The sequence below is a fragment of the Bradyrhizobium sp. genome (assembly GCF_049512235.1).
In the GTDB taxonomy this organism is placed as follows: domain Bacteria; phylum Pseudomonadota; class Alphaproteobacteria; order Rhizobiales; family Xanthobacteraceae; genus Bradyrhizobium.
On the sequence record NZ_JBEKXH010000018.1, the window covers coordinates 1 to 22,060 of the forward strand.

Below are 22,060 nucleotides of genomic sequence, written 5' to 3' on the forward strand. Positions count from 1 at the left end.
TGGAACAGCCCGGGCGCATCGCGCCGCGGGGCGCGAAAGCATGTTTGGATTGGACGTCATTGCAAGGAGCCCTTGCGACGAAGCAATCAGCTTTCTTTCCGCGGCGTCAAAGCTGGATTGCTTCGCGGAGCCTGTCATCGGGCGCGCGTACGCGCGGCCCGTTGGCTCGCAATGACGATCTCAATATTGTGCTCGGATGTTTGAAAAATGCATCTGATATCAGCAGGGTGGGCAAAGCGACTGGGTCGCGCGAATGCGCGAACCGATGGCGTGCCCACCGACTTACCGGGACGGGCCTTTCATTGTGCCGCACGCTGGGACCCAGCTCTGCAGCGCACCACGCCGCAAGGGCGGCGTGGTGCGCTTTCGTCCGGGGCACGGAATGAGCGCGGGTGGGGCGCGCGCGCGTCCGTTCGGGTTGCCCGACGGACCGGGCTGAAGTCGCCTCCCGCCCTGTTTCGGGGCCTGTATTATCAGGGATTAACAGGGGGCGATTTCATGGCTGCAATGAAAGGAACGGGCATGGACTGGCTGTCCTACCCGGTGAGCCAAAAGGACGACAAGCCACTGAAGTCACAAGGCGCGGGAAATGAACTGGCGATCCCAGCAGGATTCGAACCTGCAACCCACGGAGTAGAAATCCGTTACTCTATCCAGTTGAGCTATGGGACCGTCGCTTCGGGAACCTCGGCCTTATACCACTGCCAATATGAAAAATTCGCCGTTCCGCCAAGCCTGTTCCGAACCGTTTTCGGCGCGCCGGCGACAAATCCGAAACGGCCGGCCTCAGGCGGCGCCGCCCGCAACCGCCGCGCCCCCGACTGGCAGGCGCGCGCCATGGGTTCCTCACCTCTATGTTGCATGCGACATTTTTGCTACCCCCCGCGCCACGAGTCCGTCACCTTTTGGCGCACTTCTATTCAAAACGCGGGCGTACGTCCGCGGGCCCTGGGAGCTCCATCATGATCGTTTTGGTTCGCGCCGCGACCCTTTGCGCTATGCTGCTGCTCGGCCTCGCCACCGCACAGGCGGCCGACAAGGCCTTCAAACGCGACGACCTCGCCGATTCGGCCATCAAGCTGGAGGCCCAGATCAAGAGCGAGGCCGGGCCGGTCGCCAAATCGGGCGCCAGCCTGCGCACCGACGCCGACACCGCCTTCCGGCGCAATGATTTCCGCAGCGGACTGCAGATCCTGGGCCAGATCGCCGCCACCGCGCCCGACGACAGCGCCAACTGGCTGCGGCTCGCCCGCGTCATTTTCCAGATCATGCCGAAAACCCCGGCCGAGCAGACCTTCCTGTTGGAGCGCGCCTCGACCGCGGCCTATATCGCCTATCAGCGCGCCGGCAACGCCGCCGACGAGGCCGACGCGCTGGCGGTGCTCGGCCGGGCGCTGTCCGAGCGCAAGCTGTGGCGGCCGGCGCTGGATAGCTTGCGGCTCTCGCTCGATCTGCGCGAAGTCGCCGAGGTGCGCGGTGCTTACGAGAAACTGCGCGACGAGCACGGCTTTCGCCTGTTGGATTACTCCGTCGATTCCGACTCGGCCTCGCCGCGCGCGTGCTTCCAGTTTTCCGAGGAACTCGCCAAGCGCACCGATTTTGCGCCTTTCCTCGCGCTCGCCGGCAACGACAAGCCGGCGCTGTCATCGGAAGGCAAGCAGCTTTGCGTCGATGGCCTCAAGCACGGCGAGCGCTACAACATCAATCTGCGCGCCGGCCTGCCGTCCTCGGTGAAGGAATCCCTGCCGAAATCGGCCGAATTCAACATCTATGTGCGCGACCGCAAGCCGTTCGTGCGCTTCACCGGACGGGCCTATGTGCTGCCGCGCACCGGCCAGCGCGGCATTCCCGTGGTCAGCGTCAATACGCCCGGGGTCAAGGTCGACGTGTTCCGGATCGGCGACCGCAACCTGATCAACACCGTTGTCGACAGCGATTTCCAGCGTGCTTTGAGCCGCTATGAGCTCACAAGCCTCGGCGACGAGCGCGGGGTAAAAGTCTGGTCGGGCGAACTCACGACCGCGACCACGCTCAATGAGGATGTCACGACGGCCTTTCCGGTCGACCAGGCGCTCGGCGAGCTGCAGCCCGGCGTCTATGTCATGACCGCCGCGCCCAAGGGGCCGGGCAGCGACGACGAGGGTTCGCTGGCGACGCAGTGGTTCATCGTTTCCGATCTCGGCGTCACCGCCTTCTCCGGCAATGACGGCATCCATGTCTTCGTGCATTCGCTGGCCTCAACCGATGCGGTCGCCAAGGCCGAAGTGCGGCTGGTGGCGCGCAACAACGAGATCCTGGCGACCCGCAAAACCGACGATAGAGGTCACGCGCTATTCGAGGCCGGCCTTTCGCGCGGCGAGGGCGGGCTGTCGCCGGCGCTGCTGACGGTGTCAGGCGAGAAGACCGACTACGCCTTCCTGAGCCTGAAATCCAATGCCTTCGACCTCACGGACCGCGGCGTGTCCGGCCGAACCGCGCCCGCGGGCGCCGATGCCTTCGTCTATGCCGAACGCGGCGTCTATCGTTCCAACGAAACGGTGTACCTGACCGCGCTGCTGCGCGATGGCCGCGGCAATGCGGTGACCGGCGGACCCTTGACGCTCGTGATCGAGCGCCCCGATGGCGTCGAGTTCCGCCGCGCCGTGCTGCCAGATCAAGGCGCGGGCGGCCGCAGCCTGGCGCTAAAGCTCAATTCAGCCGTGCCCACCGGAACCTGGCGGGTGCGGGCCTTCACCGATCCGAAGGGCTCTTCTGTTGGCGAAACCACCTTCATGGTCGAGGATTATGTCCCCGAGCGGATCGAATTCGATCTTTCCAGCAAGGACAAGCAGATCAAGGCTGATAATCCGGTAGAGCTCAGGGTTGACGGCCATTTCCTCTATGGCGCGCCGGCCTCGGGGCTGCAACTGGAAGGCGACATGCTGGTCGCGCCGGCCTCGATGCGGCCGGGCTTTGCCGGCTATGAGTTTGGCGTGGCGGATGAGGAAACCACTGGCAATGAGCGCACCCCGCTGGAGAACCTGCCGGAGGCGGACGCCCAGGGCTTAGCGACCTTCCCGGTCAGCCTGGCAAAGCCGCCGGCATCGACCCGCCCGCAGGAAGCCCAGATCTTCATCCGCATGGCGGAGGCCGGCGGCCGCGCGGTCGAGCGCAAGCTGGTGCTGCCGGTGGCGCCCTCAGCGGCGATGATCGGGGTCAAGCCGCTGTTTTCCGGCAGCAGCGTTGCGGAAGGCGACAAGGCCGGTTTCGAGGTCATTTTCGTCTCCCCCGACGGCAAGCCGCTGGCACGCGATGGCCTGCGCTACGAGCTGTTGAAGATCGAGTCCCGTTATCAATGGTATCGCCAGAATTCCGCCTGGGAATACGAGCCGGTCAAGTCGACCGCGCGCGTCGCCGACGGCGATCTCAGCATCGCCGCCGACCAGCCGGCGCGGATCACGCTGCAGCCGCAGCCGGGCCGCTATCGCCTCGACGTCAAATCAACCGAAGCCGACGGGCCCTTGACCTCGGTGCAGTTCGATGTCGGCTGGTATTCCGACGGCAGCGCCGATACGCCTGATTTGCTGGAAACCTCGATCGACCGGCCGGACTACCAGTCCGGCGACACCATGGTGGTGTCGGTCAATGCGCGCTCGGCAGGCCTGCTCACCATCAACGTGCTGGGCGACCGCCTGCTGACCACGCAGACCACAGACATCAAGGAAGGCACCGCGCAGGTCAAAATTCCGGTCGGCAAGGATTGGGGCACCGGCGCCTATGTGGTGGCGACTTTGCGCCGTCCGCTCGATGCCGCGGCCTTGCGGATGCCCAGCCGCGCCATCGGCCTGAAATGGTTCGGGATCGACAAGAACAGCCGGACGCTTGCCGTCAGCCTGTCGCCGCCGGCCCTGGTGCGGCCCAACAGCAAGCTCAAGCTCCCCGTCAAGCTCGGCGGGTTAAGTCCCGGCGAAGACGCGAAGATCGTCGTTGCCGCCGTCGATGTCGGGATCCTCAATCTGACCAATTACAAGCCGCCGGCGCCGGACGACTATTATCTCGGCCAGCGCCGCCTGAGCTCCGAAATCCGCGACCTCTATGGGCAGCTGATCGACGGCATGCAGGGGACGCGGGGCCAGCTCAAGACCGGCGGCGATGCGGCCGGCGCCGAACTGCAGGGCAGTCCGCCCTCGCAAAAGCCCCTGGCGCTCTATTCCGGGATCGTCACCGTCGCCGCCGACGGTTCGGCCGAGATCAGCTTCGACATCCCGGAATTCGCCGGCACCATGAGGGTGATGGCAGTGGCCTGGAGCGCAACAAAGCTCGGCCGCGCCACCACGGATGTCACGGTGCGCGATCCCGTGGTGCTGACCGCAACGCTGCCGCGCTTTTTGTTGAACGGCGACCACGGCACCCTGAGTTTTGATCTGGACAACGTCGAAGGTGCCGCCGGCCATTACACCATCGGCGTCAAGACATCCGGCCCGCTGAAGATGACGGGCAATCCCTTGACCACCGTGAAGCTGGCGGCCCGGCAGCGCAGCTCGACGGCGCTTTCGCTCGATGCCGGCGGCGCCGGAACGGCCGAGCTCGATGTCGATATCAGGGGACCCGACGGCCTGCGGCTGGCGCGGCATTATGCGCTCGACGTCAAACCGGCGACGCAGATCCTGGCCCGCCGCTCGATCCGGACCCTGGCAAAAGGCGAGAGCCTGACGCTCACCTCCGACATGTTCTCGGATCTGGTGCCGGGCACCGGCGACGTCTCGCTTTCCGTCGGTCTGTCCACCGCGCTCGATGCGGCCACCATCCTGAAGGCGCTGGACCGCTATCCCTATGGCTGTTCGGAGCAGATCACCAGCCGCGCCATGCCGCTTTTGTATGTCAACGAACTCGCGGCCGGCGCCCATCTCGCCATGGACGGGGAGGTGGATCAGCGCATCAAGGACTCGATCGACCGCCTGCTGGCCCGGCAAGGCTCGAACGGGTCGTTCGGGCTGTGGTCGGCCGGCGGCGAGGACGCCTGGCTTGATGCCTATGTCACGGACTTCCTGACCCGCGCCCGCGAAAAGGGCTTTGCGGTGCCGGATGAATTGTTCAAGAGCGCGCTCGATCGCGTCCGCAACGCGGTCGTGAACGCCAGCGAGCCCGAAAAGGACGGCGGCCGTGACCTCGCCTACGGGCTCTATGTGCTCGCTCGCAACGGCGCCGCGCCGATCGGCGACCTGCGCTATCTCGCCGACACCAAGCTGAATAATCTGGCGACGCCGATTGCAAAGTCGCAGCTGGCGGCGGCGCTGGCGCTGGTCGGCGATCGCGGCCGGGCGGAACGGGTCTATGCCGCCGCGCTGGACAGCCTGGCGCCAAAGCCCGTCCTGGAGTTCGGCCGGGCCGACTACGGCAGCGCCTTGCGCGATGCCGCGGCGCTGGTTTCGCTGGCCAGTGAAGGCAATGCGCCGCGCGCGACGCTGACGCAGGCGGTGGCGCGCGTCGAAACGGCGCGGGGCCTTTCGCCTTATACCTCGACCCAGGAAAATGCCTGGCTGGTGCTGGCCTCGCGCGCGCTGGCCAAGGAGAGCATGACGCTCGATCTCGATGGCGCGCCGATCAGAAGCGCGCTCTATCGCAGCTATCGGGCGAGCGAGATGGCCGGCAAGCCGGTCAAGATCACCAATTCAGGCGATGCGCCGGTGCAGGCGGTGGTCTCGGTCAGCGGCGCGCCGCTGACGCCGGAGCCGGCGGCGTCGAACGGCTTCAAGATCGAACGCAATTATTTCACGCTCGACGGCAAGCCGGCGGATATCTCCAAGGTGAAGCAGAACGATCGCTTCGCCGTGGTGCTGAAGATCACGGAGGCAAAGCCGGAATACGGCCACATCATGGTGTCGGACTATCTTCCGGCCGGTCTCGAAATCGACAATCCGCACCTGGTCTCCTCAGGCGATACCGGAACGCTGGACTGGATCGAGGATGGCGAAGAGCCGCAAAATACCGAATTCCGCGACGATCGCTTCACTGCCGCCATCGACCGCGCCGCCGACGCCAAGGCGGTATTCACGGTGGCCTATGTCGTGCGCGCGGTTTCCCCAGGCAAATACGTGCTGCCGCAGGCTTATGTGGAGGACATGTACAATCCCTCGCGCTACGGCCGCACCGGCACCGGCACCGTCGAGGTGCGCGCCGCGAAATGAGTGAGATGGGCGAAGATATCCCCGGACCTCATCCTGAGGAGCATCGCGCCCGCGATGCGTTTCGAAGGATGGCCACAGATGAGGTCTTAGGCTCCCCTCCCTCCACGCGCATCGCGCGTGGCGGGGAGGGGTCGGGGGTGGGGGGTGGCGCGGCGTTCACCGAAGCAGCGCTTCCTGCCGATAGACCCCCCACCCCCGACCCCTCCCCGCCGCTTCGCGGGGGGAGGGGAGACGATAACCCTCTTTTGCCTGGCCATGACGGCAGTGAAAGGCGCCACACCTTTCGTAACATTGCTGTGGCAGTCATCATCTGCGCTTGTGTCATTGCCGCCTTCTCGGCCTGGGTCATCTCGCTCGGGCCGCTGCCGCTGGCGCAGGCGAGGCAGGTTTCCACCGCGGTCGTCGACCGCCATGGCAAGCTGCTGCGCGCTTATGCCATGGCCGACGGCCGGTGGCGGCTGCCGGTCGATGCCGAAACCGACGTCGATCCCGGCTATCTCAAGCTGCTATTGGCCTATGAGGACCGCCGCTTCCGCTCCCATGCCGGCGTCGATCCCCTGGCGCTGGCGCGCGCGGCGCTGCAGTTCATTACCCACGGGCATATCGTATCCGGCGGTTCCACCATCACGATGCAGCTGGCGCGGCTGATCGAGCCGCGGCGGGAGCGGTCGCTCCAGGCCAAGCTGCGGCAGATCGTTCGCGCGCTGGAACTCGAGCGGCAGCTGAGCAAGGACCAGATTCTTGATCTGTATCTGGCGCTGGCGCCCTATGGCGGCAATCTCGAGGGCATTCGCGCCGCTTCGATCGCCTATTTCGGCAAGGAGCCGAAACGGTTGTCGCTGGCGGAATCGGCCTTGCTGGTGGCCTTGCCGCAGTCGCCGGAAACCCGCCGCGTCGATCGCCATCCCGATGCCGCGCGCGCGGCGCGCGATCGCGTGCTCGATCGCATGGTCGAAGACGGCCGCCTGTCGCGGGAAGACGCGCTGCAGGCCAAGGCGGTGCCGGTGCCGCGGCTGCGCCAGCCGATCCCCATTCTGGCGCCGCATTCCGCCGATCAGGCGATCGCCAACGGGGATGCCGATGTCATCCGGCTGACGCTGGATCTGGGCCTGCAGAAGGTTCTCGAAGCTTTGGCGCGCGACCGCGCGACAGCCTTGGGGCCGGATATTTCCATTGGCATCATCGCGGTGGACAACGACAGCGGCGAGGTGCTGGCGCGGGTCGGTTCGCCTGATTATTTCGACGCGCGGCGCTCAGGCCAGGTCGACATGACCCGCGCCGTGCGCTCGCCGGGATCGACGCTGAAACCGTTCATCTATGGTCTTGCCTTCGAAGACGGTTTTGTTCACCCGGAAAGCCTGATCGACGACCGGCCGATCCGGTTCGGCTCCTACGCGCCGGAAAATTTCGACATGACCTTCCAGGGCACGGTGCCGGTGCGCAAGGCGTTGCAGCTGTCCCTCAATGTGCCCGCCATCGCGCTGCTTGACCGCGTCGGCGCCAGCCGTCTGTCGTCGCGGCTGAAACAGGCCGGCGCCAACCTGGTGCTGCCGAAAGACGAGGCGCCGGGCCTTGCGATGGGTCTCGGCGGCGTCGGTGTCACGCTGCAGGATCTGGTGCAGCTCTATTGCGGCCTGGCGCGGCTCGGCAGCGTCAGGCCGCTGCGCGAGATCGCAGGGTCCGGCGACGACCAGCGCGAGGCCCTGCGGCTGATGGATCCGGTCGCGGCGTGGCAGGTGGGCAGCGTGCTGATGGGCACGCCGCCGCCGGACAATGCGGTGCGTAACCGGATCGCGTTCAAGACCGGCACCAGCTACGGCTATCGTGATGCCTGGTCGGTCGGGTTCGATGGCCGCATGACCATGGGGGTGTGGGTAGGGCGCCCTGACGGTGCGCCGGTACCGGGCCTGGTTGGCCGCACTGCCGCGGCGCCGATCCTGTTCGATGCCTTCGCCCGAACCGGCAAGTTGCCGGTGCCGCTGCCGAAGCCGCCCCGAGGTACCCTGGTAGCGAGCAATGCCAAACTTCCGCTGCCGCTGCGGCGATTTCGACCGGTCGGGGAACTGGTTCGGACCGGCGGCGAGCTGGCGCCGCATATCCAGTTTCCCTTGAATGGCTCGCGGATCGAGGTGGGCGGCCTGGCCGGGGATCAGCCGGCGGCGATGCCGGTCAAGGTCGCCGGCGGCGTACTGCCGATCGCGGTGCTGGTGAACGGCGTGTCGGTGGGTGAAATCGACGGCCGGCGGCAACTTATGGTTGATTCGCCCGGTCCCGGCTTCGCCCGGTTGACGGTAGTCGACGCCACGGGCGCCGCGGACACAGTCGTCGTCAGGATTCAATAGCGGATTGCCAACAGGTTGTCGGCATGGCGGTTTCGTCGTAATCGGAGGGTGATGGCCGAGACCTATGCCCGCCCCCGATTTGGACAGCCGCGCGAGCCGAAAACCCGGGTGAATCCGGGCAGCCGGCTGGTCGGCGTGCTCGATTTTGCGACCGGCAGCCATGCCCGCGCGGTCGCGTTCCTGCTGTTGTGCGCTGCCCTGTTGTTCCTGCCGGGTTTTTTCAACATCCCGCCGATCGACCGCGACGAGGCGCGATTTGCGCAGGCGACCAAGCAAATGGTCGAGACTTCGGATTTCGTCGACATCCGCTTCCAAAATGAGGTGCGCTACAAGAAGCCGGTCGGCATTTATTGGCTGCAGGCCGCAGCCGTTGAAACCGCGTCCGCGCTGGGCCTGCCGCACGCGCAACTGCGGATCTGGCTGTACCGCATTCCTTCCCTGGTCGGCGCCATCGGCGCGGTTTTGTTGACCTATTGGACAGCGCTGACCTTCGTGTCGCGGCGGGCCGCCGTTCTCGCCGCGCTGATGCTGGGCAGTTCGGTGCTGCTCGGCGCCGAAGCGCGGCTCGCCAAGACCGATGCGATGCTGTTGCTGTCCGTGGTCGCGGCCATGGGCGCCATGGCGCGGGTCTATTTGTCCTGGCAGCGAGGCGAGGATCCCGTGCATCCGCCATGGACGTGGCCGGCCATCTTCTGGACCGCGCTGGCCGGCAGCATCCTGCTGAAGGGACCGCTGATCCTGATGTTCGTCGGCCTGACCATCGTCACGCTCGCGATCCTCGATCGCAGCGCGAGCTGGCTGTGGCGGCTGCGCCCGGTCTGGGGCCTGACCTGGATGCTGGTTTTGGTGCTGCCGTGGTTCATCGCCATCTTCTGGCGCGCCGGCGATGCATTTTTCGTCGACTCGATCGGCGGCGACATGTTGAGCAAGCTGGCGGCGCAGGAATCCCACGGCGCACCGCCCGGAGTGTATTTGCTGCTGTTCTGGGTGACGTTCTGGCCGGGAGCCCCACTGGCCGCCATGGCGGCGCCGACGGTGTGGCGGGCGCGACGTGAGCCCGGCGCGCAGTACCTGCTGGCGTGGCTGGTGCCGTCCTGGATCGTGTTCGAACTGGCGCTGACCAAACTGCCGCATTACGTGCTGCCGCTCTATCCCGCCATCGCCATCCTGACTGCCGGCGCGCTGGAACGCCGGGTGCTGTCGCGATCCTGGCTGATGCGCGGCGCCGCCTGGTGGTTCATCATTCCGGCGGGGGCCTCCATCATTGCGGTGGTCGGCGCCATCACGCTGACGCGCCAGCCGGTTTTTCTGGCGTGGCCGTTCGTCGCGGCGGCCCTGATCTTCGGACTGTTCGCGTGGTGGCTCTACGATGACAGTCGCGCCGAACGATCGCTGCTCAACGCGGTGGTGGCGGCGATGTTCTTGGCGTTCGCGATTTATGGCGTCGTGGTGCCGGCGCTGACGCCCTTGTTTCCGAGCGCCGAGATCGCGCGCGAACTGCGCAACGTGGTCTGCGTCGGACCGAAGGCCGCCGCGGCGGGCTTTCATGAACCGAGCCTGGTGTTCATGACCGGAACGCCGACGCTGCTCACGGATGGTTCGGGCGCCGCGGACTTCCTGGGACACGGCAGTTGCCGTTTCGCGCTGGTGGAAAAGAGCTCGGAGCGCGGCTTTGCCCAGCGCGCCGAAGCCATCGGATTGCGTTACAACGTTGCCACCCGCATCGACGGCTATAACATATCGCAGGGCAGGGCGATTTCGATTGCGATCTTCCGCTCCGAAGGCACGCAGTAATATGCCCGCTTCCGCCGGCATCGGCGTCGCCCCGCATTACTTCGGCGGCCTCTTTGAGTTGTTGCGGCGCTCGGTGACGCAACTCGTGCGTCCGCCAACTGAGCCGCGACGCGCCGAGGCGGTGCGGCGATTGTCGCGCCAGGTTCTGCTGCTCACGGCCATCGTCGCGTTGGCCATAACGGCGCTGATATTCGCTATCGACGTTGTCGAAATCAAACTGATGCCGCCGCGCGGCACGCCCAGCCTCTGGCCGGTTCGTATCCTGACCGACTTCGGCAGGGACGTCTACGTGCTGGGGCTTTTGGCGGCGATGCTGATGGTCGTTGCCATCGTTGCGCCGTGGTTGCGCGGGGCGAGGCGATCCCGGCTGCTGCGCGTTGGGAACCAGCTGCAGTTCATGTTTTTTGCCGTGCTGGTGCCGGTGCTTGCCGGCGAGGTCATCAAATGGATCGCCGGTCGCGGCCGGCCGTTTGTGGGCGGCAAATCCGACGCCCTCAACTTCGTGCCCTTCGCCGGCACCGAAGCTCATGCCAGCTTTCCATCGGCGCACGCCGTTACGTGCTTCGCACTGGCTTTCGCGGTGACCGCGCTCTGGCCGCAGGCCGGGGTCGCGATGGCGGTGTATGCCGTTCTGGTCGCGCTGAGCCGCCTCGTATTGTTGGCCCATCACCCCAGCGACGTGGTTGCGGGTGCGCTGATCGGCGTAGTCGGCGCGATGCTGCTACGCTACTGGTTCGCCGCACGCCGGCTTTGTTTCACGATCCGCCCCGATGGCGGAATTGTGCCGCGGACCGCAGCCTCGCCGGGAGACCGCAAAGGACGATGAGCGTTGATTTGCCTTGTTCTGACAGCGCCGTGGTGGCCGTTTCCGTTGTTGTCCCGGTACGCAATGAAGCCGGGAATGTAAGCCCGCTGATCGCGGAAATCGCTGCCGCGCTTGACGGCCGCTGGGCTTACGAAATCATCTATATTGATGACGGCTCGACCGATGCCACCGCCGAGCGGCTTAAGGCGGCGAGGCGGCAGCACGGAAATCTGCGCCAGATCCGTCACGCGACATCGTCAGGTCAGTCGGCAGCAGTGCGCAGCGGGGTCTGGGCCGCGCGCGGCGCCATCGTGGCGACGCTCGACGGCGACGGACAGAACGATCCGGCCTTCCTGCCGGATTTGATCGCGGCGATCGAACAAGGCGGCAAGCGCATCGGTCTCGCCGCCGGCCAACGGGTGGGGCGCAAGGACACCGGCTTCAAGAAAATCCAGTCGCGCATCGCCAACGGCGTGCGCGACGCCATTCTGCGCGATGGCACCCGCGATACCGGCTGCGGCCTGAAAGCATTCCGGCGCGAGGTGTTCCTGATGATGCCTTATTTCGACGGCCTGCATCGTTTTCTGCCGGCGCTGGTGCGCCGCGAAGGTTTCGACATCGCCTATGTCGACGTGACAGACCGGCCGCGCCGTTCCGGGGTTTCCAACTACGGCTTCTTCGACCGGCTGTGGATCGGCATCTTGGATCTCGCCGGCGTGTGGTGGCTGATCCGCCGCAAGAAGCCGACGCCTCATGCGACCGAGGTAGAGTAATGTTGATCCAGTACGGGCAGGCGCTCGGCAATTATCTCAACGACGTTTTCGTCGCCAAGTTTGATTTCTGGCTCGCCTTCGGCATGGCGGCGCAATTGGTGTTCGGGGCGCGTTTTCTGGTGCAGTGGATTTACAGCGAGCGCGCCGGACGAAGCGTGGTGCCGATGGCATTCTGGTTTTTCTCGGTAGGTGGCGGATTGATGACTCTGGTCTACGGCATCGTCAAACGCGAGCCCGTGATCATCCTCGGACAGGCGTTGCCCACGGTGATCTATGTGCGCAATATCATGTTGATCCTGAAGAGCCGGGCGGACGGATCGCAGACGCTCGATCGCTAGTCGTCCCATTCGTTAACGCGGCGAGGAGTGTGCCGCCGGCGCGGGCTGCGCCGCCGCATCGCTTTCGGCGTGCTGTCGCAACGGCAGCTCACCTGCGGCGTCAAGTACGGGATAGGCAACTGAGCAGATATGCGAGTGAATGCGCCGGAGATCACGCAGCACGTCGAGGTGCAGCGAGGTGGTCTCGATGCTCTCGGGCCGGCCCTCGCGCAGTCGGTCGAGATGCCGTTCGGTGGCGGCGACTTCGGCGTTGCGCAAATTGCCCTTCTCGGCCAGAAGTTTGCGCGCTTCGTTGACGTCGCCTGACATGAAGACGCCGAACCCGATCCGCAGCGAATCCGCGGTCCGCTTGTGGAATGCCGAAAGCTCTTCCGCGCCTTCGGGTGAAAACTGGAACCGGCGCTTGATCTTCTTGGTGGCCAGTTCGCTCAGGTTCTTGTCGATGATGTCGCCGATGTGCTCGAGGTTGATGGCGAAGGAGATAATCTCCATCGCGCGCCGTCCCTCGCGTTCGTCGAGGCTGCCGCGCGTCAATCTGGTCACGTAGAGCTTGATCGCCTCGTTGAGACTGTCCACGGCGTTGTCCATCCGCGATACCTGATCGACCAGGGCGCGATCGTTGGTCATGATCGCGGCCATCACCTTGCGCAACATGACCTCGACATGATCGCCCATATGCAGGGTCTCGCGCGCGGCGTCGGCCAGCGCCAGCGAGGGCGATTCCAGCGCGCTCTCGTCGAGATAGCGCGGTCGCGACGGGTCGGAGTCCCGGACGCGATCGGGAAAAAGGCTTGTCAGCAACCGCGCCATGCCGTCGAGCAGACCGATGAAAATGATGGCCGTCGCCAGGTTGAAGGCGATGTGAAACTCTGCAGTCAGCTTCGCGAGGTCGGGCTGCCACGCCTGCAACATCTCGGTAATCGGACGCAGGACCGGTGCCAGCAGCAGCACGCCGACCAGACGATTGACGAGATTGCCAACCGGCAAACGATAACTTGCCGGGTTGTCGCGGCGTGCGCCCTCCAGGATCGGGTTGATGGCGCTGCCGAGGTTGGCGCCAAGCACCAGCGCCAGCGAAGCTGCGGGCGAGATGAAGTGCGCATAGGCGAGCGACATGATCAAGAGAACGGTGGCAACGCTGGAATGCACCGCCCAGGTGACGACGGCACCGATGACAATGCAGAGCACGGGATCGCCGGTAATGGCGCTCATGAAGACGCGCATTCCCGGGGCATTCTCGGCCGGCGCCAGCGTGTCGAGCAGAATATGCAGTGCCAGCAGCATCAGGCCGAGACCGATCGAAACGCGGCCGATGTCCTTGATGCGCGAGCGCGCGCCACCGCGGAAGGCGACAAGGCCGAGAATGAAGAGAACCGGGGCGGCGGCGGCGATGTTGAACGACAGGACCTGAACGATCAACGTGGTCCCGACATTGGCGCCGAGCATGATCGCAAGCGCAGGCACCAGTTTGACCAGCCCCTCGGCGGCGAAGGAGCTCGTGATCAAGGCGGTCGCGGTACTGCTTTGCAGCAGCGCGGTCAGGCCGATGCCGGCGGCAAACGCGGTGAAGCGGTTGTTCAGAGCTTTCGCCAGCAGCAAACGGAGATCAGGACCGAAGGCGCGCAGAATTCCGCTATGGACCATGTGCAGGCCCCACAGCAGCAACGCCACGCCACCCATCAGGTCGAGAAGAGCCAAGCTTCCCATCACCTTACACTTCCGAATGCGAGTCGAAAGCTCAGGCTATCGGGAAACCATCGGCGATCAATCCTTTATTTTGCGCCAGCCTGAAGAAAGCGGCGAAAAATGCGCTCACGGCGGGCCGTGGCGGCAGGGTTCTGCTGCAATCGCGGTAAACGGAATCCAAAAACAACCGATCCATTGCGCGGGGTTCCGTTAGGCAGATTCCAACAATTGATCTGTAAACTGGCAAGGAATTCTGGATGAACCATTATCGAGCGAGGATTGACATGTTGGTAAATCGACGGCTAAGCGAACGCCGTCTATGCAGGCGGCTCGCCAAGATTCAATTCGGAGCCAGCTCGCTGCCACGCGACTGCACGATTACCGACGTGTCGGACAGCGGTGTCAAGGTAATCTGCGAAAATCTCGACATTCCCGCCGAATTCACCATCATAATGTCGGAAGGCCGACCACGCCAGTGTCGGCTGGCATGGCGGATCGGTTGCGAATTCGGAGCTCAATTCGTCGATTAGGTCGTTGAGCAGATCGGATCATGATCTCATCTCTTTGATTGTGCATGATCTCCGAGCAAACGCTTCGCGTTTGTCCGCGGGAAAACCGGTTCCGACTTTTCGATATCATGCGCTGGCCCGAGCAGCCGCCCCGGGACATCAGGGCCTGATTTGGTGCTCCCGGTCAGCAGACGGCAACACCACCGGATTAACCTGAATTTAGGGTCAACCTGTGAAACATTTCTGGCCATCGTCGACCATAGGCCAGAATACATGCTCCAGCAGTTGCGTCGGCAAGGTCGCTCCGCGAGACTTCTTGCATTCACCGCATCGTGCGCGACTCTGCTGTTGGCGCTTTGTGGCTGCCAGACCGCGGGCGCGCCCGATATCACGGGGTCGCTGGGTGAGACGACCGAGACAAGCCACGCCGCCGACCCCAGGCGCGAGGTCGAATCCTGTCGCGACCGTTTTCGTGCCAATCCCAACGACGCCGACGCCGCGCTGCAATACGGCCAGGCGCTTCGCGCCGCGGGGCAGCGGTCCCAGGCGGTCGCGGTGCTCGAACAGGCCACGATCGCCCATCCCAACAACAAGGCGTTGCTGGCCGGCTATGGCCGAGCGCTGGCGGATAATGGCAATTTCCAGCAGGCATTCGACGTCCTTGGCAATGCCCATAGCCCCGACGATCCCGATTGGCGGATCCTCTCGGCTCAAGGAACCGTGCTCGATCAACTGGGCCGGCACGACGAAGCCCGGCAGTATTATGCAAGCGCGATGAGAATTAAGCCCGATGAACCTTCAGTGCTGTCCAATCTCGGCCTTTCCTACATCCTTTCCAAAGATCTGCCCAAAGCGGAGGAGACGTTGCGCCGTGCCAATGAAAGCGCGGATGCGGATTTGCGGGTGCGGCAGAATTTGGCGCTCGTGGTGGGCCTGCAGGGCCGTCTTGCCGAGGCCGAAAGCATCGTGAAGGCCGATCGTCCGGCCGAGGAAGCGGCGGCGAATGTCGCTTATCTCCGCCGCCTGCTGGCCCGCAAAGAGAATGCAACTGCGCAGGTCGATAAAATACCCGTGGCGGCTGTCGGGCACCCGGATTGAACTTTGACGAATCGGCGTCCGCGGCCGCGTCGGCCGTCATCAATGACGTCTCAGAAGCGCCGCCGCGTGCCAGGACCTGGCTTGTTCGCTACTTCCACGACAGTAACGAACGGCGCCGCTTTTTGGTCTCGCCGCGGCCGGTCAGCCGTCGCGCGATCTGCGAGAACATCTCGGTGGTGCGATGGTTGGCGGAGATTTCGGCGATCATCTGGCCATTGTTGGCGGCGGTGCCGAACATTCGCGAATCGAATGGAATGGTCGCGACCGGCGCACTCTCGATGGTCTTGGCGAATTCGCGTGGGTTGATTTCCGGCCGCCTCGGCGTGCCGACCTGATTGAGACAATACAGCGGCGCCCGGTCGTTGGGCCGCGAGGCTTTCAGCATATTTATCAAGTTCCTGGTATTGCGCAGATTGGCGAGGTCCGGCTCGGCAACAACCAGGATGTCATCTGCGCCGACCAACGCGCGCCGGGTCCATGCCGACCATTGGTGGGGTACGTCCAGAACGATGCAGGGCGTTGTCATGCGTAACGTATCGTAGATCGCATCGAAGGCCTGCTCGCCGAAGTCGTAAACCTGATCGAGCGTCGCCGGCGCCGCCAACAGGCTGAGGTGGTCGGTGCATTTCGCCAGCAAGCGCTCCATGAAGGCGGTATCGGGTCGATCGGGCGCGAATACCGCATTGGCGATGCCCTGCAAGGGATCCTTATTGTAGTTCAGGCTGGCCGTGCCAAAGGCGAGGTCGAGATCGATGACGACGGAATCCAGCGCCAGACTGCGCGCGGTGGCCCAGGCGACATTGTGGGCGATGGTGGATGCGCCGACGCCGCCTTTTGCCCCGACGATGGCGATGATCCGACCTACGGTTACGGACTCCGACGCCGAGAACAGGCTGCAAATCGAGCGTACGACGCCGAGCGTATCGACCGGCCCAATGACGTAGTCGTTGACGCCGCGGCGCACCAGTTCGCGATAGGGTGCGACATCATTGACACTGCCGATCACGACGACCCGGGTCCCGGCATCGCACACGGTTGCAAGCTGATCGAGGCCGACAAGGATATCGCTGGCGGCTTCGGTTTCCAGGATGATCACGTTCGGAGTGGGCACCGTGCGATAGGTTTCGATGGCGGTGGCCACGCCGCCCATCTGTATGGTGAGATGGGCCTTGCCGAGGCGGCGGTCTTCGCCCGCCGACCGAACGGCGGCCGCGGTTTCCTGGGTCACGCAAAAGGCCTGCACCGACACCCGGGGTGCCGGAGCGATGTATGCCTCGGCGGGCGGGATGTCGGGCTGCTCTTCGTGATTCTGGCGGGGACGGCTGATCATTTGCCTGTATCGCTGAGTTTGGCCTTGTCGGCTTCGGGATAGGCGGTCGAGGTCGAGTCGCCTTTGCGATACTTCTCGAAAGCAGCGGTACGCCGCGCCGTATAGGCGGCGGTTTCTGATCGCGGCTGTTCGAGGTCCGACGGATTGTCGATCATGGCTGCAAGGTTGCGCTGGGAAGCGCAACCAAAATTGTAGTACTCCTTGTTTTCGGAATAGTGGTTGTTCAGGATCGAAGGTCCAAGATCCTCGGGCCACAAACCGCAGGGTCCGGCAACCGCCGCAATCCTTGGATAGCTCAGCTTGATCGCCGCGAACGTTCGCGGATCGTCGGGATGGTAGTGACGGACCCTGATGCCGCGTGGAGGCACGCCGCCCGCAGCAAGCAGCGCCTGAACATCCCGTAATGAGGCCGCTGCCGCCCGTGCGTTCGGGGTGTCGACCGGCACATCGGCCACAACAGCACCGGTTCCTTCGTGAACCCAGGTCCGCGCCAGTCCCATGACATCGCCGCGCTGGGAATCAGTCAGGCCGCCGCGCGCATTGCCGACGAAAATGACGACGGAGCGGTCGGCTTCCTGGATCGCGATCGGGTGGCGCTGGCGGTAATCGTCGGGAACGCTCGCGGTCGCGACTTCTGTGCTCGTATAGGTGCAGGCAGAAAGCGCGACTGAAAGGCCAGCGACTGCGCCCAACCGGCGCAGCGTTCGATGGCGATCGACCGGTTGCATGTTTGTCATGGTTCTGTCCTTGTCCGGCACGGGTCGTCCGCCTCAGTCTATGATGAAGCCAAAGTTGGGCTGGTAGTTTCCGACCGGTTCGATGCGGCCGGAGATGCCGTAGATCCGACTGATTTGAGCCAACAGGGTCGATTGGGAATCCGACGCCGGCGCGAACCCGTCATCGGGACGTGACAACTCTTTCTGGGCAACCGCCCGAACAACATAGGGCGTCACCAGAACCATTAATTCGGTCTGGTTGTTGACAAAATCCTGGCTCCTGAACAGCGCTCCCAGAACGGGCAATGAGTCGAGACCGGGCAATCCGTTGACGGCCTGCTTGGTCTGTTCCTGGATCAAGCCGGCCATCGCCATGGAGCCGCCCGACGGAATTTCCAGCGTGGTTTCGGCGCGACGGGTCTTGATCGAAGGAACGGTCAGCGAATTGCCGTCCTGGTTCAACGTCAGGGCGTTGTCGCTGGACAGTTCGGAGACCTCGGTCATCACGCGCAGGCTGATCCGCCCCTCGCTCAGGACGACCGGCGTGAAGTTGAGCGAAATGCCGAATTTCTTATAGCTGATCTGGGTCATGCAGACATGCGTGACCGGGTCACAGGAAAAGCCGGCGGGAACCGGAAATTCGCCGCCGGCGATGAATGTCGCGGACTCACCGGAAATGGCCGTCAGATTAGGCTCCGCCAGGGTACGCGCCACGCCTGCGCTTTCCATCGCGCGCATGGTCGCGGTCACCGAGGGCAGACCCTTGGTCAAGGCCGAGACGCTGGCGCTGTTGCCGCTGACCAGCGGGCGGCCAAACGCGGTGAACGGATTGCTGTTGTTGAAGTTCACGACCGCGGTGCCGTAATTCATACTGGCGCTAAGATCGATGCCCATCTGTTTGACGACGTCACGCTGCACTTCCGCGACAGTGACCTTCAACATCACCTGATCGCGGCCGCGGACGGCAATCGAGTTGACGACCTTGTCCGCACCTCCCGCCAGCCGTGCCGCCAGGTCGCCCGCCTGTTGTGCTTCGATCGGACTGGACACCGAGCCGGTCAGCATCACGCTGTCACCGATGCCTTCGATCTGGATGGCCGCGTTGGGCAGTGTTTGCCTCAATGCGGCGCGCACGCCGTTGAGGTCGCGCTTGACCGCGATGTCATAGGCCGCAATCTGATCGCCTGCGGCATCGAAGAACACGACATTGGTCTGACCGACCGCCACGCCGATGATGTAGGCGCGCTGCGCCGAGTGGACGACGGCGTCGGCAATCTTCGGGTCGGCGACCAGCACGTCCTTGGCGTCGCGCGGCAAATCGATGATCACGGATTTGCCAATGCCGAGCGGAAGAAAGCGTACCTTCACTTGGGCGCGGGCAATGGAAGGCGTTGCCGTGGACAGGGAAGGCGTCACGGTGGAGACGGCAGGCGTTGCCGTCGAGTCGGCCGCGATCGCGGGCGTCAGGGCCGGATTAATCGTCAGCACAGCGATGGCGGAAAACCACAGGGCGCGGTCCAGAATGACAATAATGCGTGCGGTCTTCATGCGCTCACGATCTGCACTTACGCCGGATACTTGAACTCGATGCGGGTGGCAGCCTCTTCGTCAGGATGACTAAGCCGTAAAAGTATATGCGAACTTGCAAGTCGAATGAGTATGCGGCAAGGAAATCAGAGATTTGGCTGCATGGTGAACAGCGCGTTATGGTTCGAATGACGAACCCGCAGATCTACGTGGTGAAGAGGATTCAAAGACAACAGGCACATTGCGAGATATTCCGTTACTCGACCGGCTCCGCGCGCCAATGTCGGCTGGCGTGGCGGATCGGCTGCGAATTCGGCGCTGAATTCGTCGATAGTACCGAACAGCGCCAGTTTGGCAGGCGCCAGGCCGACGTCAACCAGCTCGCTCGGATGTCCGCAATAAGCGCGCGATAGATCAGCAACCGAGCTTGCCGGCTAAGCCGCGTTGAAGGCGGCAAACCCGCGCTCGAGATCTGCCTTGAGATCCCCGACATGCTCCAGTCCGATATGAAGCCGCAGCGCCGGGCCGCCCGGCGCCCATGTGGTGGCGGTGCGATAGCCCGCGCAGTCGAATGGAATCGCGAGACTTTCAAAACCGCCCCATGAATAGCCCATGCCGAACAGCTTAAGCGTATTGAGCAGCGCATCGACGGCCTGCTGTGGCGCGGGCTTCAGGACAATGCTGAACAGCCCGGAGGCGCCGGTAAAGTCCCGTTTCCAGATCGCATGGCCCGGATCGCTCTCAAGCGCCGGATGCAGCACCCTCAAGACCTCGGGCCGCGCCTTAAGCCATCGCGCCATCTCCAGCCCGGAGCGATGATGCTGCGCCAGCCTTACGCCAAGGGTCCGCAATCCGCGCAGCGCGAGGAAGACGTCGTCCGGCCCGGCGCAAACCCCGAGCAGCCGGATGTTCTCCGCGATAACAGGCCAGGCCCTGGCATTGGCCGAAATCGTGCCGAACATGATGTCGGAATGACCGCCGATATATTTGGTCGCGGCCTGCATGCTGATATCGACGCCCTGATCGAGCGAACGGTGAAACAAGGGCGTCGCCCAGGTGTTGTCGTCGACAACCAGCGCGCCGCGCGCATGCGCGACCTCGGCGATGGCGGGAATGTCGGGCATTTCGAAGGATTGCGAACCCGGCGCTTCGACCAGCACCGCCCTGGTGTTGGGCTTGAAAAGCTCACCGATGGCGGCGCCGATCAGGGGATCGAAGTAGCCGGTTTCGACGCCATAGCGGGCCAACAGGCCATTACAGAAATGGCGTGTGGGGCGATAGGCGTTGTCGCAGACCAGAAGATGATCGCCGGCTTTCAGCACCGCGAGCAGGGTGGTGGTAATGGCGGCAAGGCCCGAAGGCGCCAGACCGACGCCGGCGCATTGCGGACCTTCGAGCGCCGTCAACGCGTCCTGCAGCGCCCTGGTCGTGGGCGTGCCGTGGCGGCCATACTGGAACTCGCCGCGATGGGCGTGCAGATCGGCCGCGGTCGGATAGAGCACGGTCGAACCGTGCACGACGGGGGGATTGACGAAGCCTTTCTGCGCCTTGGTGTCGCGCCCCGCCGTCACCAGCGTGGTTTCTGGCCTGAGCGGGTCCGACCGATCGTCATTTGAAGATTTCATGTGTCCGCCGCCAAAGATCCCTGCCGCCGCCACGACATCCATATACCCGCCGGGACGAGCGATGCGGGCGGATTTATTAGTAGCAGGACACAGAACACCGTCGTCAACCCCTTGACCGGGCACGCCAGTCGTTCTGAGATGCGGGGACGCTATTCAGTCGCCGCATGTTGAGGGGCCTGCCGCGAACTTCGATCCCAGTGCTGGAGCGGATGGTGTTTCAACCGCCAGTTGGCTCAGCGCTTGCATGGGAATTTCGGGGGAGGTCCTTCGGCGCGCGTGGCGACCACGCCAAACGTTCCCGGACGACCCTTGAAAGGCTTTGCCATGAAACGAGTATCTCTGGTTCTTACCCTTGCCGTTGCCGCCGCTGTTTCGACCCAGGCCGCGTCCGCGCAAACGCTCAAGACCATCAAGGACCGCGGGCAGCTGTCCTGCGGCGTCAGCCAGGGCCTGCCAGGCTTTTCGTCGCCCGACGACAAGGGCAACTGGACCGGGCTCGACGTCGATATCTGCCGCGCGATCGCCGCCGCCATCTTCAACGATCCGACCAAGGTCAAGTACGTGCCGTTGTCGGCCAAGGATCGCTTCACGGCGCTGCAGTCGGGCGAAATCGACGTCTTGTCGCGCAATACCACCTGGACGCTGTCCCGCGACACCTCGCTCGGCGCCAATTTTGCCGGCGTGAACTATTATGATGGTCAGGGCTTCCTGGTGAAAAAATCGCTCAAGGTCAATTCCGCGCTGGAACTGAACAGCGCATCGGTTTGTGTGCAGACCGGAACCACCACCGAGCAAAACCTCGCCGACTATTTCAAAAGCAACAACATGAAGTATGAGGTGATCGCGTTCGCCAACGATGACGAAGCCATCAAGGCCTACGAGTCCGGACGCTGCGACGTCTTCACGACCGACGTATCGGGCCTTTATGCCGAGCGTTTGAAGTTTGCAAACCCTGCCGAGCACGTGGTGCTTCCCGAAGTGATCTCGAAGGAGCCGCTTGGCCCGATGGTGCGCCATGGCGACGATCAATGGTTCGATATCGTCAAGTGGGTGCTGTTCGCGATGGTCGATGCCGAAGAACTTGGCATCACCCAAAAGAACCTCGACGACATGGCGAAATCGGACAAGCCGGAACTGAAGCGCGTGTTCGGGACCGACGGCAATCTCGGTGAGCAACTCGGCCTGACCAAGGATTGGGTGTTCCGGATCGTCAAGGGCGTCGGCAATTACGGCGAAGCCTTCGATCGTAACGTCGGCGCTGGGTCAAAGCTCGGGATTGCCCGCGGCCTCAATCAGCTCTGGAACAAGGGCGGCATTCAATACGCGCCGCCGATCCGCTGATCGCAGATG

The 22,060-nt window shown here is 63.9% G+C and carries 15 protein-coding genes and 1 tRNA gene; 9 read left to right on the forward strand and 7 right to left on the reverse strand.

The window, feature by feature from the left end:
- Positions 1–595: 595 nt before the first annotated feature.
- A tRNA-Arg gene (locus ABSG20_RS03040) sits at positions 596–672 on the reverse strand.
- A 290-nt stretch (positions 673–962) separates the two neighbouring features.
- Between ABSG20_RS03040 and ABSG20_RS03045 the strand changes: the two genes are divergently transcribed.
- The 6 genes from ABSG20_RS03045 to ABSG20_RS03070 all read left to right on the forward strand — a co-directional run bounded on the left by ABSG20_RS03045 (position 963) and on the right by ABSG20_RS03070 (position 12,219).
- On the forward strand, positions 963–6,167 hold the full coding sequence (locus ABSG20_RS03045) for an alpha-2-macroglobulin family protein (RefSeq protein ID WP_423863006.1): 5,205 nt from the start codon (positions 963–965) through the stop codon (positions 6,165–6,167).
- A 68-nt stretch (positions 6,168–6,235) separates the two neighbouring features.
- Positions 6,236–8,509: a penicillin-binding protein 1C gene (pbpC, locus tag ABSG20_RS03050; protein WP_423863007.1), complete on the forward strand. Its 2,274-nt coding sequence runs from the start codon at positions 6,236–6,238 to the stop codon at positions 8,507–8,509.
- Between the two features lie 51 nt (positions 8,510–8,560).
- Positions 8,561–10,303: an ArnT family glycosyltransferase gene (locus ABSG20_RS03055; protein ID WP_423863008.1), complete on the forward strand. Its 1,743-nt coding sequence runs from the start codon at positions 8,561–8,563 to the stop codon at positions 10,301–10,303.
- A gap of 1 nt (position 10,304) precedes the next feature.
- A complete protein-coding gene (locus tag ABSG20_RS03060; protein WP_423863009.1) occupies positions 10,305–11,129 on the forward strand; it encodes a phosphatase PAP2 family protein in 825 nt (274 codons plus the stop codon).
- Entirely contained in the window at positions 11,126–11,881 is a 756-nt protein-coding gene (locus ABSG20_RS03065; protein WP_423863010.1) for a glycosyltransferase family 2 protein, read from the forward strand. Before ABSG20_RS03060 ends, ABSG20_RS03065 begins: the two co-directional genes overlap by 4 nt.
- On the forward strand, positions 11,881–12,219 hold the full coding sequence (locus ABSG20_RS03070; protein WP_423863011.1) for a lipid-A-disaccharide synthase N-terminal domain-containing protein: 339 nt from the start codon (positions 11,881–11,883) through the stop codon (positions 12,217–12,219). Before ABSG20_RS03065 ends, ABSG20_RS03070 begins: the two co-directional genes overlap by 1 nt.
- Before the next feature lie 12 nt (positions 12,220–12,231).
- On the opposite strand, the gene ABSG20_RS03075 is transcribed toward ABSG20_RS03070, so the two are convergent.
- Positions 12,232–13,926, reverse strand: a complete 1,695-nt coding sequence (locus tag ABSG20_RS03075; RefSeq protein ID WP_423863012.1) for a Na/Pi cotransporter family protein — start codon at positions 13,924–13,926, stop codon at positions 12,232–12,234.
- A 31-nt stretch (positions 13,927–13,957) separates the two neighbouring features.
- Complete coding sequence (locus ABSG20_RS03080; RefSeq protein WP_423863013.1) at positions 13,958–14,101, reverse strand: hypothetical protein; 144 nt, start codon at positions 14,099–14,101, stop codon at positions 13,958–13,960.
- Between the two features lie 88 nt (positions 14,102–14,189).
- Here ABSG20_RS03080 and ABSG20_RS03085 point away from each other — a divergent pair, with 88 nt between their 5' ends.
- Both ABSG20_RS03085 and ABSG20_RS03090 read left to right on the forward strand, forming a co-directional pair.
- Complete coding sequence (locus ABSG20_RS03085; RefSeq protein WP_423863014.1) at positions 14,190–14,435, forward strand: PilZ domain-containing protein; 246 nt, start codon at positions 14,190–14,192, stop codon at positions 14,433–14,435.
- A gap of 264 nt (positions 14,436–14,699) precedes the next feature.
- The gene (locus tag ABSG20_RS03090) at positions 14,700–15,512 is read left to right on the forward strand and encodes a tetratricopeptide repeat protein (RefSeq protein WP_423863026.1); all 813 of its coding nucleotides are present in this window, start codon (positions 14,700–14,702) and stop codon (positions 15,510–15,512) included.
- 88 nt (positions 15,513–15,600) lie between these two features.
- Here ABSG20_RS03090 and ABSG20_RS03095 read toward each other — a convergent pair whose 3' ends face one another.
- The 4 genes from ABSG20_RS03095 to metC form a co-directional block, all read right to left on the reverse strand.
- Positions 15,601–16,842 (reverse strand): CpaE/TadZ family protein, encoded by a 1,242-nt coding sequence (locus ABSG20_RS03095; protein ID WP_423863015.1) that lies wholly within the window; start codon positions 16,840–16,842, stop codon positions 15,601–15,603.
- Entirely contained in the window at positions 16,839–17,579 is a 741-nt protein-coding gene (locus ABSG20_RS03100; RefSeq protein ID WP_423863016.1) for a CpaD family pilus assembly protein, read from the reverse strand. The genes ABSG20_RS03095 and ABSG20_RS03100 overlap by 4 nt, the downstream gene beginning before the upstream one ends.
- A gap of 33 nt (positions 17,580–17,612) precedes the next feature.
- A complete protein-coding gene (locus ABSG20_RS03105) occupies positions 17,613–19,106 on the reverse strand; it encodes a type II and III secretion system protein family protein (protein ID WP_423863017.1) in 1,494 nt (497 codons plus the stop codon).
- A 413-nt stretch (positions 19,107–19,519) separates the two neighbouring features.
- Entirely contained in the window at positions 19,520–20,710 is a 1,191-nt protein-coding gene (gene metC, locus ABSG20_RS03110) for a cystathionine beta-lyase (RefSeq protein ID WP_423863018.1), read from the reverse strand.
- Positions 20,711–21,034: 324 nt separating this feature from the next.
- Between metC and ABSG20_RS03115 the strand changes: the two genes are divergently transcribed.
- The gene (locus ABSG20_RS03115; protein ID WP_423863019.1) at positions 21,035–22,051 is read left to right on the forward strand and encodes an amino acid ABC transporter substrate-binding protein; all 1,017 of its coding nucleotides are present in this window, start codon (positions 21,035–21,037) and stop codon (positions 22,049–22,051) included.
- The last annotated feature ends 9 nt before the right edge of the window (positions 22,052–22,060 follow it).